Source organism: Marinomonas sp. TW1 (genome assembly GCF_001625355.1).
GTDB lineage: Bacteria > Pseudomonadota > Gammaproteobacteria > Pseudomonadales > Marinomonadaceae > Marinomonas.
In genome coordinates, this window is the sequence record NZ_JSEE01000005.1 from 194,041 (window position 1) to 210,718 (window position 16,678).

The 16,678-nt window shown below is 45.1% G+C and carries 12 protein-coding genes; 2 read left to right on the plus strand and 10 right to left on the minus strand.

Features of this window, described 5'->3' with window-relative positions; translation table 11 throughout:
* Window positions 1–286 precede the first annotated feature (286 nt).
* From OA79_RS06270 to OA79_RS06315, 10 genes are all read right to left on the minus strand, one after another.
* Window positions 287–1,060: a helix-turn-helix domain-containing protein gene (locus OA79_RS06270; protein ID WP_063332365.1), complete on the minus strand. Its 774-nt coding sequence runs from the start codon at window positions 1,058–1,060 to the stop codon at window positions 287–289.
* Between the two features lie 174 nt (window positions 1,061–1,234).
* Entirely contained in the window at window positions 1,235–2,194 is a 960-nt protein-coding gene (locus OA79_RS06275; RefSeq protein ID WP_063332366.1) for an NADPH:quinone reductase, read from the minus strand.
* 10 nt (window positions 2,195–2,204) lie between these two features.
* Window positions 2,205–3,593, minus strand: coding sequence for a TRAP transporter large permease (locus OA79_RS06280; RefSeq protein ID WP_063332367.1), 1,389 nt, complete (start codon window positions 3,591–3,593; stop codon window positions 2,205–2,207).
* Window positions 3,594–3,596: 3 nt separating this feature from the next.
* A complete protein-coding gene (locus OA79_RS06285; protein ID WP_063332414.1) occupies window positions 3,597–4,115 on the minus strand; it encodes a TRAP transporter small permease subunit in 519 nt (172 codons plus the stop codon).
* Window positions 4,116–4,345: 230 nt separating this feature from the next.
* Window positions 4,346–5,713, minus strand: coding sequence for a hypothetical protein (locus OA79_RS06290; protein ID WP_063332368.1), 1,368 nt, complete (start codon window positions 5,711–5,713; stop codon window positions 4,346–4,348).
* A gap of 63 nt (window positions 5,714–5,776) precedes the next feature.
* Window positions 5,777–6,931, minus strand: a complete 1,155-nt coding sequence (locus OA79_RS06295; protein WP_442919199.1) for an iron-containing alcohol dehydrogenase — start codon at window positions 6,929–6,931, stop codon at window positions 5,777–5,779.
* A gap of 52 nt (window positions 6,932–6,983) precedes the next feature.
* On the minus strand, window positions 6,984–8,423 hold the full coding sequence (locus OA79_RS06300; protein WP_197465364.1) for an NAD-dependent succinate-semialdehyde dehydrogenase: 1,440 nt from the start codon (window positions 8,421–8,423) through the stop codon (window positions 6,984–6,986).
* A gap of 367 nt (window positions 8,424–8,790) precedes the next feature.
* Window positions 8,791–10,026, minus strand: coding sequence for an ABC transporter substrate-binding protein (locus tag OA79_RS06305; protein ID WP_063332370.1), 1,236 nt, complete (start codon window positions 10,024–10,026; stop codon window positions 8,791–8,793).
* 28 nt (window positions 10,027–10,054) lie between these two features.
* On the minus strand, window positions 10,055–11,401 hold the full coding sequence (locus OA79_RS06310; protein WP_063332371.1) for a sigma-54-dependent transcriptional regulator: 1,347 nt from the start codon (window positions 11,399–11,401) through the stop codon (window positions 10,055–10,057).
* Window positions 11,394–13,088 (minus strand): sensor histidine kinase, encoded by a 1,695-nt coding sequence (locus tag OA79_RS06315; protein ID WP_063332372.1) that lies wholly within the window; start codon window positions 13,086–13,088, stop codon window positions 11,394–11,396. The genes OA79_RS06310 and OA79_RS06315 overlap by 8 nt, the downstream gene beginning before the upstream one ends.
* Window positions 13,089–13,326: 238 nt before the next feature.
* On the opposite strand from OA79_RS06315, the gene OA79_RS06320 reads away from it, so the two are divergent.
* Both OA79_RS06320 and OA79_RS06325 read left to right on the plus strand, forming a co-directional pair.
* The gene (locus tag OA79_RS06320) at window positions 13,327–14,295 is read left to right on the plus strand and encodes a PstS family phosphate ABC transporter substrate-binding protein (protein ID WP_063332373.1); all 969 of its coding nucleotides are present in this window, start codon (window positions 13,327–13,329) and stop codon (window positions 14,293–14,295) included.
* 118 nt (window positions 14,296–14,413) lie between these two features.
* On the plus strand, window positions 14,414–16,672 hold the full coding sequence (locus tag OA79_RS06325; protein WP_063332374.1) for an ABC transporter permease subunit: 2,259 nt from the start codon (window positions 14,414–14,416) through the stop codon (window positions 16,670–16,672).
* The last annotated feature ends 6 nt before the right edge of the window (window positions 16,673–16,678 follow it).

Here is a 16,678-nt window from a genome sequence, read left to right on the forward strand (position 1 = left end):
ATCTCGTGTTAATTTGACGGCCGCACATTGTGATAGAGCACATAACACCTTGCTGTTGACTTGCATCCCTAAGTCAGCAAAGCGCATGTCTGGATAATGGGCACACTTTAGTGACAGAAGGGGGAAACTGTCTTTCGAAAAAATCGTTTTTTTTTATAAGAAAATCCGGCTCATGGGCGACGATAGGGTATTTTGCCAACAAGTTCGGTTTTGATGTGGGAAATAAAGCAAAAAAGAAACCTGCCTGTCACCCTCTTAAAGATAGAAGAAAAAGACAGTTTGTCTATTATCGAACACTAAATTGCTTCTGATAACGCAGGGGCGTGATGCCGAGGGTTTGCGAAAAAATATTGGTCATCGCACTTTGACTGGAGAAACCGCACATTTCAGCCACCTGAATTGGTGGAAAGCCTTCTTGTAATAAAGTTTGAGCACGCTCTAAGCGTTTACGCATCAAATATTGATGAGGCGTCATACCGGTTCGATCTTTGAAGCGCTCATGAAATTGGCTGACGCTGAGGAAACAGAAATTCGCCAGTTGATCAATGTGTACCTTGCGCGACAGGTTAAGTTCGATGAACTGGTCCAGTTTATCGATGTCTAACTGGTTACCACGAGTACGCACATCCTTGCTGTTTACCTGATGGCGGATTGCGCTAAGTAAGGTATTGCCACAAGCACGGGCTAAAATGGGATCATCTGGGTACTGTTGTAATTCCCCTGATAAAGCGGAAGCCAAAATTTGCAGGCGTGGACTGAGTTCAAAATAGGCCGCTTGATCAAAAATACGAGAGACAATTTCGTATTCTTCATCGGTAATGCTTTTTTGTGGGGGCACAGGTAGATTGACTACCATGATACGGTTTTCACCTAGCCCTGCGAAAGCATGAGAATTGGCCGAGGGTAAAATGCAGCCTTCGCCTGAATGCAATTCTTTGCCTTTTCCTTGAACGTCGAAGTCCGTATTGCCATCTAACACAATCACCAATTGATGGTAGTCGTGGTCATGGGCATCCGCTTCATTTGGTAGGCTAAATACATCGGATTCAGACGAGGTCAAAATTCACCTATAGGATTAAAGTAAAAAAAGAAGTATAGCCCTGTTGGATTGCCTTTGACAGAATGTTTTTTTGGGAGATGGCGTATTTTTCATCCTTTTCCGTCGAAAAAACACCAACAAACAAAAACGGCGTGGTCAATTGACCACGCCGTTATGAGTTTTGCACCCGTAAAATTAGCTTACTCGGACAACAAGGTTGCCTAATGCGCCTGATTTTAGAACATCTTCGTGAGCTTGTGCTAACTCAGTTAGCTCATACGTCCGACGAATCACCGGCTTCAAGACTCCTTTTTCAAACAAAGGCTTGAGAGCTTTCGAAATCAATGTCAGCTCAGCGGGTTTGACATTGGCAAGTGCCACACCAAATACCGCCGCATCACGCGCCATCAAGTCGCGTGGATTAATTTCGACAGTGCCTCTGTTTCCGACCACGGCAACACGTCCACCGAAAGCCAGCGCTTTTAAATCTTGATCCAAGTTGTGGTTTGCTAACATTTCAATGATGACATCAAAGCCAGTTGGCAAAGATTGGAAAGACGCCAAGTGGTCGGCTTCATTGTGCATGATGACGGTTTCAACACCTTGTTCACGCAACAGTTTGGCACCGTCTTCAGTACCTGCACTGGCGACAACATCCATACCCGCTGCAAGAGCCAGTTGAACCGTCGCGATACCAACGGCTCCTGTGGCACCGTGTACCAATACTTTGTCCCCAGTTTTGGCGTTGGCTCGACCAAACAAAGCGCGATGCGCCGTGGTATAAGGAATGCCAACACACGCGCCTTCTTCGAAACTTAACGCATCCGCTAATGGGTAGGTATGTGTTGTCGCGCAAACACAGTACTCTGCCGAAGAACCACTTAAATTACGGCTAAAGTAAACTCGTTGACCTACTGCAAGCTCTGTGACGTCACTACCGATGGCAGTGATGGTGCCAGCGCCATCAGAACCCGGTGTGTGAGGGAAATTCGCAGTGTAATTATTCGTGCCTGAACGAATGTAAGTATCGACAGGGTTCACCCCAGCGGCACCGACTTTCACCAAAACTTGATTGGCAGCCAGAGTGGGTTGTGGAGCCTCTGCCAAAGCAAGAGCGCTGGCAGGACCATATTCTTGAATTTGCATTGCTTTCATAAAACTATCCTCAGTTTGCGTAGACTTGTTCAGGTAACCAAGTAGCAAGGTCAGGCCAGATTGACAGCATCAGCAGGACGACCAGCTGGATGATGATAAATGGCAGAACCCCTTTGTAAATGGATTGCGTTTTGACTTCTGGTGGCGCCACACCACGTAAGTAGAAGAGGGCAAAACCAAATGGCGGTGTTAAGAAAGACGTTTGTAGGTTAATGGCCATCATAATACCAAGCCATACCGGATCTAATCCCATTGCCAACAACACTGGAGCGACGATCGGTACCACAACGAAGGTGATTTCGATGAAATCTAAAATGAAGCCTAAGAAGAACATCAATAGCATCACCACAATCATGGCACCCACAACGCCACCAGGCAGTTGAGAGAAGAAGTCTTGAATCAATTCTTCACCACCGAAACCGCGGAACACTAATGAAAATAACGAGGCACCGATCAAGATCATAAAGACCATACAGGTGACTTTAGTGGTGGAATACACCGCCTCTTTTAGTGTTTTCAGGCTCAATTTACCACTTACCCAAGCCAGTAGAGCCGCTCCTAGCGCTCCAACGCCTGCCGCCTCTGTTGGGGTGGCAATACCGGTTAGGATAGAGCCCAGTACAGCAAATATTAGAATCAGCGGTGGTAATAAGCCTTTAAATAGTTGCAGTGCTAATGGCTCAGTCGAACCATTGCGTAACTCTTCACGTGGTACCGCTGGTGCTTTATGAGGTTGCAGCCAAGCGACAACGATCACATACAAGATATAGAACACCACAAGAATGAGGCCTGGAATCAAGGCTCCCACAAATAAGTCGCCAACTGAAATGGTTTTAGGTGAGAAGATGCCCATTTCAAGCTGAGCTTTTTGGAAAGCGTTGGACATCACGTCGCCGAGTAGTACTAAGGCGATAGATGGTGGAATGATTTGTCCGAGTGTGCCAGTCGCACAAATGGTTCCGGTGGCAAGCGCTGGATCATAACCACGACGTAGCATGGTCGGCAATGAAATCATCCCCATGGTTACCACAGTCGCGCCAACAATCCCTGTACTCGCGGCCAACAGCATGCCCACAAGAATCACCGAAATGCCTAAACCACCACGCATGGTACCAAACAGCATGGCCATGGATTCCAAAAGTCGCTCAGCGAGCTTGGATTTTTCCAATAACACGCCCATTAATACGAACAGGGGCACGGCAATGAGAGTTTCGTTACGAACAATACCGAATAAACGGTTTGGTAGGGCTTCTAGAAAGACGCCATCAAACGTCCCAAATAATGAACCAACCGCTGCGAAAATCAACGCGGTCCCGCCAAGAGAAAATGCCACAGGGTAGCCGAATAATAAGCAAACACAAACGCCTGCAAACAGCCATAAAGGTAAAAATTCAGCCATGGGTTAAGTCCTCTGAGCAGCGCGAGCGGCAGTAATAACGCCAAGATTTTTTAAAATATCGGCCATACCTTGAATGATGAGGCTAACCATCATTAAAGGAATCAGTGTTTTAAGCAGATAAACGAAAGGTAAACCACCGGGCTCTTGAGAGGTTTCTAACACACGCCAAGAAGCACCAACATATTCCAAGCTTAAATAAGCGGTATATAGGGTAAAAGGTAACAGAAAGAAAACGCCGCCAATCAGGTTAACCCAGGCTTTCTTGGTTGCAGAGAAGTCGCGGTAAAACACATCCACTCGAACGTGTTCATCTTCTTTAAAGGTATAGGCTGCGCCCAACATAAAGACCAGCGCATGAAAATAGAGAACCGATTCTTGTAATGCAATGGAGCCAATACCAAAGCCATAGCGTAGTAGCACGATGAGGCAAGTAAGTAGCATCATCATCAATGTGAGCCAAGCAACGCATTTCCCTGTGTATTGGGAAATGGCCTCAGCCAAGCAGATTAGTTTGTTAAACATTAAAATACCCACAGTTTTTTAATCATTATTGTCGGATGCTTCCCCCACAGGAAAAATCCGACAGTTAGTCTATTGGATAACGCCACTCTTGGGAATATTACAGATGGCTAGGAAGGAAAGTTAGAAGGTATTTAAAGGAAATTAAGCGTATTTTAGAGTAAAACAGTGTGAGATGATTCATCGAACGTTAGAAAACAGACACGACTTTGCCGTGTCTGTTTATTAAAACGTTACTTAGTTTGATCTTTTACAAACGTCGTGTCTTTTTCACCTTTAAAGAAATCACGACCGTATACCAAAAGACAAAGAACTACGCCAACGGCGAATGCCCATGTAGCACCACGAGTGGCTAGTACAGCAGCAACGATACCTGCGATACCAAGATCGCGTTGAGATCTGGCTTCCATAATACCGATTTTTACCGATACATAGCCTTGAATCAGCAAGGTTAACGCCAGAGCTACGCCTAGAATAGGCTGGACTAGCGTGACAATAGGCATGAATAATAAGCCAGTATTCGTTCCCCAGCGGAATGAACCTGCACCACCAAAGATGGAGTTCATGGCTTTCTTGCCTTGGCTGAAACGCTCTGTGATAACTACGTGCATAGCCGCCCAAAGAGGTCCACACATTGTAACATCAGGCCCAAGAATCGACATTGCTGAGTTTCTTGCACCAAAAATCATGTGTGCACGGTCTGGGCTGTAATCGATTTTTTCATCGGAACGAACTAGATCGGCTTCATCCAAAATCGCCTTGCTTTGTAGCACGTCACCAAATAGTACGATGTATGCTGCTAAAACCGTCGGAACCGCAGTGACAAACATCATCAGTGGCGGCATGCCTAACCCAAATACAGTGTACTCTTTCCAAAGAGTCACAAAATCTGGAGAAGAGAAGCCCCACTGAATCTCAGGCCAAGAAGTTTCACCAACCGTTGGTGCAATAAGAATGGCCAGAACGATGATTGGGAAAATGCCGAGTTTTCCAATCAGATTAAACAAAGCGTTGTTTTGCTTTAATGCGGCGAAATGACGTGAAAATATCACGTAAAAAGCCACACCAACCGCGAGTGTGATGGTTACAGGATAGGTATCAAAACGGCCATCGACTTTAAATACTGCCATGACAGCGGCAATCCCAGCCCCGATTATGATGCCCGATTTTATGGCCTGTGGAATGAGTGATACGACTCTGTGCGCCAATCCCGAGGCCCCGATGAAAATGGCAAACACCCCTAAGAGCAGTTGGAATGAGACGAGAGCGTATATTCGTTCAGGCCCTTCTGGGAAGGTCGAGCAATATGCCATGAGTAGTGGGATAGCGGGAGTAATCCAGCCAGGAACAACAGGATCACCTAATAAATGGTGTAACAAATAGAACAGGCCATTAAGCATGACGACGGCCAATGCGACTTCAAATGGCATGCCGAGTAGTTCGGTCATTAGTGGGATAGCGGCTAAATCGACCGCACACATTATGAGGCCTTGGAAGTAATCCGGCCATTCAAAACGATAATGGACAAATGGTAGTCTGACTTTAAAAGGCCCCATCTTCCAATAGGGCGTTTCTTGGCCATCAATGCGTTCTTCTCTCATGAGTTTTTCCTTTTATTTTTTTAGTTATGAGCTCCACCTTCGTGGAGCTGGGTGGGTTTGAAATTAAAAAGCCGCTCGATATAGCGCTAATGCATCGTCTTCGGTGACGGTAACGGGATTGTTGCCGAGTAAACGCGTTTGTAGCATGGCGTCTTTAGCAAGCGTTGGCAGACTTTCCTCGGTGACACCAACATCTTGTAGACGTTGTGGTGCACCAGACTCATTCATCAGTGTTTGCATGAAATCAACGAATTTCGCTGAGCGTATTTCCACTTCTTCTTCTGAAGAACCCAGCACAACATCAGCAAGTTCTGCGTACAATGGCGCCGCAACGGCCATGTTGTAGCGCAAAACAGGGCCAAGCATGAGAGCGTTCGTTAAGCCGTGAGGCAGGTGATAATGTCCACCCAATGGATAAGCAAGCGCATGAACGGCTGCGACTGGGCTATTGGAGAAGGCTTGCCCTGCTAAGTTTGCACCCAACAACATGGCTTCACGAGCCGCGCGGTTTTGTCCATCTTGACAAGCAGTGACGAGGTTTTTGCTTAGCAAGCGTAAAGCCTCTTTTGCCAATGCATCAGACAAGGGGTTTTTAAGATGTGCTGAGGTGTAGGCTTCTATAGCGTGAACCATCGCATCAATGCCGGTTGCTGCGGTTGGCAACGCGGGAAGACCGACTGTTAATTCTGCATCCAACAAAACACGGTCTGCGTATAATTGCTGAGATACCACACCCATCTTAGTGGTTTCACCAGTGGTAAGAATGGTGATATTGGTGACTTCTGACCCTGTGCCTGCTGTGGTAGGAACTTGTACCAATGGTGTTCGAGTACCTGTGACATTGCCAATACCGTACAGCTCAGACAGTGGTTGTTCTGATGTCAGCATGACAGCAACGAGTTTGGCGATGTCCATTGAAGACCCGCCTCCCAAGCCTAGAACGATATCAGCATGGCTCTTTTTGCCTTGTTCGACACACGCCATTAACACATGTTCTGGTGGATCTGCGACTACATCATCAAACACCGTTACTGTGAAACCGTGTTTTTTTAGCGAGTCTTTGGTTTGCTCTAATAGACCGCTTTCGTTCAAAAATTTGTCAGTGACGATTAATAAGTTACGTTCTTTGAACCACTCACTAAGTAATTCGCCAAGACGTTTTGCGCCACCCCATTCAAGGTGCATGGAGCCAGGTGCATTAAAAGAAAAAGGTTTGATGCCATCAGTCATAATGATCTCCTATTTATTGTTGTGGGCTACTGTCTTTGGCTTATAGGGCACTGCATACGTATTTCATTTCGAGATATTCTTCGATGCCATACTTAGAGCCTTCACGACCAAGACCTGACTGTTTTACGCCACCGAAAGGCGCGACTTCGTTTGAAATCAATCCAGTGTTGTGACCAACCATGCCGTATTCAAGCGCTTCTGATACACGAATCATGCGGCCGTGATCGCGAGTATAGAAATACGCGGCGAGCCCAAAAATCGTATCGTTGGCCATGGCAATGGCTTCTTCTTCAGTATCAAAGGCAAACAATGGTGCCATCGGGCCAAAGGTTTCTTCTTGTGCGACTTTCATGTCTGCCGTAACGTCGGTCAAAATCGCAGGTTGTAGGAATAACCCGCCCAAGCGATCACCACCAAAAGCAAGTGTCGCGCCTTTGCTGACGGCGTCTTGGATGTGATCTTCTACTTTAGTGATGGCTTTTTCTTCGATCATTGGACCAATGTCGGTGCCAGCTTCAACACCGCTACCGACTTTTAAAGCTTTGACTTTTTCGGTCAGCTTGGCGGTAAATGCCTCGTAAACACCGCGTTGGACTAAGATTCGGTTGGCACAAACACAAGTTTGTCCTGCATTACGATATTTAGACGCCATAGCGCCTTCGACAGCTTTATCCAAATCGGCATCATCAAAGACGATAAAGGGTGCGTTACCGCCCAGTTCTAAAGAGACTTTTTTGATGGTTTGGGCGCATTGCGCCATCAATAAACGACCGACTTCCGTAGATCCAGTGAAAGATAACTTGCTAACAATTTGGCTATCGGTCAGTACCTTGCCGAGTTTGCTAGCAGAGCCTGTGATGACTTGAAAAACACCATCGGGAATACCGGCGCGTTGTGCTAATTCACCAATGGCTAATGCGGTCAGCGGTGTTAGGTCTGCAGGGCGGACGATCATTGAGCAACCTGCTGCCAGTGCTGGCGCAGCTTTACGTGTAATCATCGCGGCGGGAAAGTTCCATGGCGTAATCGCGGCGGTCACACCAATGGGCTGACGGATAACGGTCAGTCTCTGGTCGGCGCGAGGTGCTGGAATGGTGTCGCCATAAATGCGTTTTGCTTCTTCAGCAAACCATTCAATGAAAGAGGCAGCGTAGCCTATTTCGCCTTTTGCTTCCGCCAATGGCTTACCTTGTTCAGTGGTCATCAATTGAGCTAGATCGTCGGTATTTTCGATCATTAGCTCAAACCAGCGCTTTAGGATGACTGAGCGTTCTTTTGCTGTAAGCGCGGCCCATTTTTTTTGTGCAATACGAGAGGCTTCGATAACGGCAGGGATTTCCTCTGGAGAAAGGTGAGGAATGTTTGCGATGACGTCACCGGTCGCAGGGTTGGTGACAGTATGTGTTGTTTTGGCTTTAGCTTCGACCCACTCACCATTTACTAAACAATGAGTTTTTAGAAGTGACATGTCTTTTAACATGAGTATCACCTTTATATTGGTTATTTTTAAGACGCTCTGTTTTTGTCGTTGCTAGGGTCACAAGGGATCCATAAACAGATGACGAACACGTCATTGCTCATTAGAAATAATCAAATAAGAGGCCGCTCAAGTTGCTGGGAGGGCTTGTGAGATAGGATGGCATTTGTAGTAATGCGCGCTCTTATTATTTTTTTACTAAGAACAATGTTGCTTCTTAGCTAAGAGCAATCAGGATGCCAGTTTTTTAAATTGATCTATCTGTTTGATAAATATATAAAAAATTATTTCCCTGTATGTTTTTATGGAAAATATGAGCGATTTCCGATCGCAATGATCGGTTTTTTTGATCGAAAATCGCTCGGAAGAGTTAGTGTGATAATCGACGATCAGGATAATAAACCGACCAGTTATGCAATAAACGTGTAGCAGGGGGAAAGGAAGTGTCTCTAGTCGAGGTTCCGATGGAAATCACTTGTTGAAGTTGGTGAGTGTTTGCATCCATGTAAGACGAAAAACCTGTGGGGTCTTCTGGGAGTTTAATCACTAAGTTTTCGAGTACGGTTTGCAATTCTTCATTACTGGCATCGACCCCTGCAAGGTGAACGGCCTCGGCAATACTCATTATACCTGAATACGCCCCTTCGGCAGCGTAAGAAGGGTAACGTCCACTTAGCTCATAGAAGCGTGATACAAACCACTGATTAAATACTGTATCAGGCCAGTTGTTATGATGGCGAGAGGCTAAAATGAGCCCTTCGGGCATATCTTCACCCAATGCGGCAAGGACTTCAAAGTTAGCACCAGTGTCGAAATTGGCAAAACGTGCATGTTGGAAAAGTTTAGCGCTATTGGCTTGCTGAATGAAGGTGACGAGGTCTCCACCCCACATAGCATTCACGATTAAATCGGTCGGTTTTTCGAGCAATGCCTGAATGAAGGTAACATAGTTTGGTTCATAAAGTTTGGGCCATAAAGTGGTGACGATTTCATAGTTTACTTGTTGTTGTTTCAGTGCTTTTTCTAAATCGTCCCACATGGTGTAGCCGTATTCATAGTCTGGGCCAATATAAGAAATTCTAATCGGTTTCTCAGTAGAGGAGGAGAAATGCTCACGGATGTATTTGGCTCCGGCCAGCATACTTTGTTGTGTGTTATTGCTGACTCGGAAGTATAGCGGACGTTTCCCCGAACCTGTCATTCGCGACGAGGCGTGATCCGTACCAATAAAAAAGACGTTTTCTTGCTCGGCAACTTGGGCAACTTGCCATGCAATCGACGAATTTACCACGCCACAAATAAAGCGCGTCTGATGATCTCTTATTAATTCTTTTACCAAGCGAGTGGCTCGTGAGGCTTTCGATCTTGAATCTTCAATAATGATTTTTAAACTAGGGTAGTCATCCGTTTTGTCCGCTAATTTTTCTAATGCCAGTTGGATACCTATTTTGCTGTCTTCCCCGTACAGGCCACCACGACCAGTAAGAGGAAAAAGGCAGCCGACATTTACATCCGCCTTATCTTGGTGACCAAGCACTATCTCCGCTTGGCTGTTTGTCGCTGTGAAACACCCTAATAGGGTGAGTAACCAGGTTAATTGTTTCATAAGAGCTCTTATTGTTATTTTTCTGAGTTTAAAGGTCGATATGAAGTCTCTGTATTCTGCGTTTTAGCGCGTGTCGAGAGATACCGAGCTGTTCGGCAGCAAGGCCTTTTCTACCACCACATTGGCTTAAAGCACTTAAAATAAGCTCTCGCTCTTTATTTTCTACCACTGACGAATAATTGGAATCCTCTGTTTTTGGAGGCGTAGGGTTTTGTCTATACTCATTGGGTAAGTGTTTTGGCATGGCCGTTTGGCCCGGATACAAAATAGTAATGCGTTCGACTAAGTTTTTTAATTCTCGAATATTGCCTGGCCAAGGGTAGGTTTTAAGTTGCAAAATAACATCATCGCTCCATATTGGCGGTTTACACCCTTCTTGTTTTGCAAACTGCTCGCTGAAGAAGCTAACCAATAAAGCAATGTCACTGGTTCTTTCACTTAGCGCTGGGGCACTAATCGGCACCACGTTGAGACGGTAGTATAAATCGGCGCGAAAAGCGCCTGCATCAACTGCCTCTTTAAGGTCTTTATTGGTGGCGGCAATAACCACGACATTGGCTTTACGTTCTTTTCCACCACCAATAGATCGGTAAACACGGTTTTCTAGAAACGTCAGTAGCTTTGCTTGAATAGGTAGTGGCATTTCACCAATTTCATCTAAGAACAATGTGCCATTATCAGCCAATGAAATCAGGCCATCTCGCTTCTGCACAGATCCTGTATAGGCACCGCGTTCCGCTCCAAACAGTTCTGCTTCGATAAGCTGTTCAGGTAACGCTGCACAGTTTATTTCGATAAAGGGGGCATTATTAAAACGGATGTCGTGTAGGCTACGTGCGATTAAGGCTTTCCCTGTCCCTGATTGACCGGAAATTAAAATGGTTTTTGCCGCACTGTTTCCAACCTGTTCTATCATTTCTCGAAGTTGCTCGATGTTATGACTGTTGCCAATAATTCGTTGAGTATGACGTTGTTTGGAGCGTAAAAAACGCAATTCTTTTGATAGTCTTTGTTGCTCACCGCAACGCCTAATTAAGAGCTCTAGCTCGTCGATATCAAATGGTTTGGTAATGTAGTCGAGCGCGCCTTCTTTGACGGCTTTTACTGCCGTTCTAGTGTCTCCATGGGCGGAAATCATGATGACTGGCGTGTCTGGAGAGTGGTCTTTTAATTGTGTTAAAACATCTAAGCCGGACATGTCTGGTAGACCTAAATCCAATAACACCACGTCTGGAGCTAAGGTGGTAAATGTTTTGACGCCTTCGTTTCCTGAATAGGCTGCATGGAGGTCAATGTTTTGGTCATTAAGAGAAAACTGGATGCTGCGAACTAAGTTAGGTTCATCATCTATTACCAAAACAGTTAGGCTACTCATATTTATCTTCTTCTATCCGATCATTTTGAAAACGTAGTTGAATTTCTGTACCCGTATTTTCCTGACTTTCAATGAAAAGCTGAGCATTGTTAGACTTGGCTAATACATGGCAGATTGCTAACCCTAATCCAGTGCCAGCAGACTTTGTCGTAAAGAAAGGTTCCGATACACGTGGCATGAGTGAGGTTGGAATGCCCTTGCCATTGTCAATGACGGATAAAATAATTTGCCCATTTTTCTTTGCGCCAAGTAAGGTGATTTGCCCTCCTTCTGGAGGCATGGCCTGAATCGCGTTTAGTATTAAGTTCATTAAAATCTGTCGAATATGAGACAAATCGGCCGTTATCTCAAATAAGGGATCACAGTCTAGCGCAATCCCAACCTTTTGTTTTCTCGCTGACGCGTTGATCAGTGATCTTATACCTTCTAGTAGCTCCAACAAGCTTATTTTTTCTAATTTCGGTTGTGTCGGCCGAGCAAAGTTTAGCAAGTTTTCAATGACCCGATTAACACGTTCTATTTCTTCTTCGACCATTACCAGCATTTCGTTATGCTGAGGATTGGATTCTCGTTTGATTAAGGTTTGTATCGTCATACGAATAATGGTCAGTGGGTTACGGATATCATGAGCTAATCCGGCTGCCAGTTGTCCCAAGGAAGCTTGTCGTTCCATTTCAACTGATGCCTGAATAACGTGATGTAGTTGTAAGCGCATACGATCAATAGCCAAGGTTAGTCGCTTTAACTCTGTTCCAGGCTGCAATGGCACAGGGGAGTCTAAATCGCCAGCAGCGATGCTTTCAACGCGATCAATCAGTTTGTCTAGCTGTCTGTTTAAGCGTTTTGATATATACCAGTGCAGTAGTAATAGGCCTGCGGCGGTAAATAGCACCAAGAGTATTAGCCAGTAACGCATTTCGGCACTGGGCGGACTGGAAAGGTCTTTGTTTTGACGCAGTTTTAGCGACCAGTTTGGCAATAGCTCATAACTGGTGTTTATACTGGCGTTTTTGTCTACAGGCTGACCGACAATATCAAATAAGCGATTGCCAGGAACGTCTAAGAAAGGCGTATAAGTACCATCGCTACCAAGTATCTTGGGTATAGCTGTCAGCGAGTTAAAGCGCAAAATGATGCCGATATATGGTGCTTGCTCAATAGCAAAGCTACTGGTGTTAATTTGTTTCAATAATAAGACAGAGGAAGGGCGGTTAAAAGAATAGGTTTCTGGGCCATAAATGCCTGCGTCTTCAAATTGTGTTACTGGATAGATAAGGGATTGATCGTAGCGATTTTGCGAATAGGCGTATTCAGGGAAACTCCATAAGTAGTTTTTGTGCTCATCAAAAAAGGCAATGCCATAGACATTTTGTAAATCAGTTTGAATTCTTAGCAAGGTTTGCAATTCAGCAGACAATGACTGCGCGCCATCAAGAGTATAAGTTTTTGGGTTGTCTAATTCATCGGCAAGGACATCAAGTTGATAAAGTCGCTCACGAAGGTTGGCCTGAAACTCATTCTGAACAGTTGCAACGCGCGTACTTAATTGTTCACTCGATATTTTTATTACCAACTGATTCAGATAAGTATCATAGAGGCCAGAAAAAGCTAATAAAGGTACGAGCGCCACCACTAGGGACAATAATAAGTAACGATTGGATAAGCGTTTGTTTTGATTGTTGAACAACTTATTCGGCTCTTTGCATGCTGTAGTATCTGGGTATGTTACAGCGATTAAAATGGTATGAACAAAGAAACTTCTTATTAACGCCCATTCATTACCCCTTTGAAGACGGCTAACTTATTTTTGAAATATTTCACTCTTTAACATTTTTGTCATATTCGCCTTTTATAGTGAACAACATCGAACGAGCTATGGGCAGTTGCTCATAAATATTTTGATTACAACCACTGAGGTTTATGTGATGAAAAAACTAGTTGCAGGTCTAGCAGTAACAGCAGCAATGGGCGTTTCTGTTAACGCTGTTGCCGATGTTGATCCAAATTTGATGTCTTACAGTAAAGCAAGTGGCGTTTCCGGTAACATTTCAAGCGTTGGCTCTGACACATTAGCTAACTTGATGACATTATGGGCTGAAGATTACAAGCGTCTATACCCAAATGTTAACATCCAAATCCAAGCAGCTGGTTCTTCAACTGCGCCACCAGCTTTGACAGAAGGTACGTCTAACTTCGGTCCAATGTCTCGTAAAATGAAAGACAAAGAAGTGGCTGCTTTCGAAAAGAAATACGGTTACAAGCCAACCGCCATTCCTGTTGCGATTGATGCACTAGCAGTTTTCGTACATAAAGATAACCCGCTAAAAGGTTTGTCTCTTCCAGAAATTGATGCGATCTTCTCTTCTACTCGTAAAGGTGGACACAAAGAAGACATTACTAACTGGGGTAAAGCTGGCCTAACAGGTGCTTGGGCGAACCGTGATATTCAATTGTTCGGTCGTAACTCAGTATCTGGTACTTATGGTTACTTCAAATCCAATGCTTTGTTCAAAGGCGACTACAAAAACTCTGTAAACGAGCAGCCTGGTTCGGCTTCTGTTGTACAGTCTGTTTCAACGTCTCTTAACGGTATTGGTTACTCAGGTATTGGTTACAAAACGTCTTCTGTACGTGCGCTTCCTTTAGCGAAGAAAGAAGGTGGTAGCTACATTCCGGCAACGCCTGAGAATGCGGCAACTGGTAAATATCCATTGTCTCGCTTCCTATACGTTTACGTAAACAAAGCGCCTAACAAGCCACTTGCTCCTTTAGAGCGTGAGTTTGTGAAAATGGTACTTTCTAAAATGGGACAAGAAGTGGTTGTAAAAGACGGCTACGTTCCACTACCAGCGAAAGTGGCTAACAAATACCTACAAACTTTGGGTATTAAATAAGCTGTCGCTATAACGAGCTTATGAAATGAGAATTAAAAGTAGGAGGGCAGAAACGCTCTCCTACTTTTCTCTGTTTCATCAGTTGTCACAAAAATGTCACACAAAAAGATGAATGCGGATGACTAAATCAACTGACCATCAGATGCCGGAGCTGGATTTTGATACACCAGCATTAAAGCGTCATCGTAAAATTCGCGCCCTGAAAGACCGTATGGCTGGAATGGGTATCGCAGTCGGAGGCAGCAGTGTCATTCTCGCTGTTCTTTTGATCTGCTTCTACTTACTTTATGAAGTTGCGCCTTTGTTCTCAAGCGCATCCATTGAACCAGAAGCAAACTATAGCTTGCCTGCGGCAGATCAAGGTGAAAGCTTATATTTGACCACAGAAGAGCAAGCTGAAGTTGGTATGCGCGTTGCCAGTAATGGCAGCATCGTGTTCTTTTCCGTTGCTGATGGCAGCGTCATAAAAACGGTCAAAAACCCTAGAGCTGAGAAAGTAACGGCTGTTGCGGTGGAATCTGATACCAGTCAATTGCTCGCCTTCGCTTACGAAGACGGTAAAGTCATCATTTCGAAACACGTTTATCGAATCACTTACCCTGATGGTAAACGTAAAATCACCCCTGCTGTTGAATACCCATATGGTAAAGATGCGATTGATGTCGCCGATTTTCCGATTCAACAGTTGTCTTTTAGAGACGGTGATGAAGGCTTTACTTTAGCGGCCATTGGTGAAAACCAGAGCGCGGTGACCAAGGTAACAAAAGACGTTAACTTCATTACAGAAGAAGTGGAATTGAGCGAACAGCGAGAGTCTCTTCCTTTCGTCGCGGATGTGACCAGCCTGCTGATCAGTGGTGATCAACGTTACCTTTATGTGGCAACTCACTCAGGTGAGCTGAGCGAATTTGATCTTCGTGATTTCAGTGACATTCGTCTAAAAGACAACATTGCGTTATTGAGTGGTGATGCCAAATTGGTGTCGATGAGCTACTTACTTGGTCAATCATCTATCATGGTGGCAGATTCTACGGGTCGCGTGAGTCAGTGGTTTAATGTTCGTAACAATGACACAAATGAAGAAAAGCTGACCTTTATCCGTGACATTAAGCAACCTGTAGCGTTAGTAAATGTCGCCATGGAGCAACGTCGTAAAGGTTTTGCCACTCTAGATGATCGTGGGGTAGTCGCGATTTATAACGCCACTTCTACTCGTCAGGTAATCGACGAAAAGTTGAGTGATGCTACGGCGAAGCTGATCAGCTTTGCCCCTCGTGCCAATGGCTTATTATTAGAAGACAGTAAAGGTGTGCACTTTTTCCATGTGGACAATGAACACCCTGAAGTGTCTTGGTCGTCAATCTGGGGCAAGGTTTGGTATGAGGGCTATCAAGAGCCAACGTATACTTGGCAGTCTTCGGCGGCAAACAACGACTTCGAACCTAAATACAGTCTGATGCCGTTGGCCTTTGGTACATTAAAGGCGGCATTTTATGCGATGTTGATGGCGGTGCCATTGGCCATTTGTGGCGCTATCTATACTGCGTACTTCATGGCACCAGCGCTGCGCCGTAAAATCAAGCCTGTTATTGAGTTAATGGAAGCACTTCCGACGGTGATCTTGGGCTTCTTAGCGGGTTTGTTCTTCGCACCTTTCTTGGAAGAAAACCTCGCTGCCACTTTTAGTGTGTTGGTGGTCTTACCTTTGGGCATTCTGTTGTTTGCTTACCTTTGGTCTCGCTTGCCACAAAACATTCGTTGGTTGGTACCAGAAGGTTGGCAGCCATTGCTGTTGATTCCTGTCATTGTCTTTCTTGCTTGGGGCTGTTTGGCAGTAAGTCCTGCGATTGAATTGAATTTCTTTGATGGCAATATTCGAGGTTGGATAACTAATGACCTTGGTATTACCTTTGATCAACGTAATGCCTTGGTAGTGGGCTTCGCAATGGGCTTCGCCGTCATTCCGACCATCTTCTCTATTACCGAAGATGCCATCTTCAGTGTACCGAAAGCGTTAACCCAAGGGTCTTTAGCATTGGGTGCAACTTACTGGCAAACCATGGTTCGAGTGGTATTACCAACGGCTAGTCCGGGTATTTTCTCTGCTGTAATGATCGGTATGGGCCGTGCTGTTGGTGAGACAATGATTGTACTCATGGCAACGGGTAATACCCCAATTATGGACATGAATATCTTTGAAGGTATGCGTACTTTGGCCGCCAACTTGGCTGTAGAGGTACCGGAATCTGAGGTGGGTAGCTCACACTATCGTATCTTGTTCTTGGCGGCGTTTGTGCTCTTTATCTTCACCTTTGTGGTGAACACAGTCGCTGAAACCGTGCGTCAGCACCTACGCAAAAAATACGGGTCGCTATAATGAGTA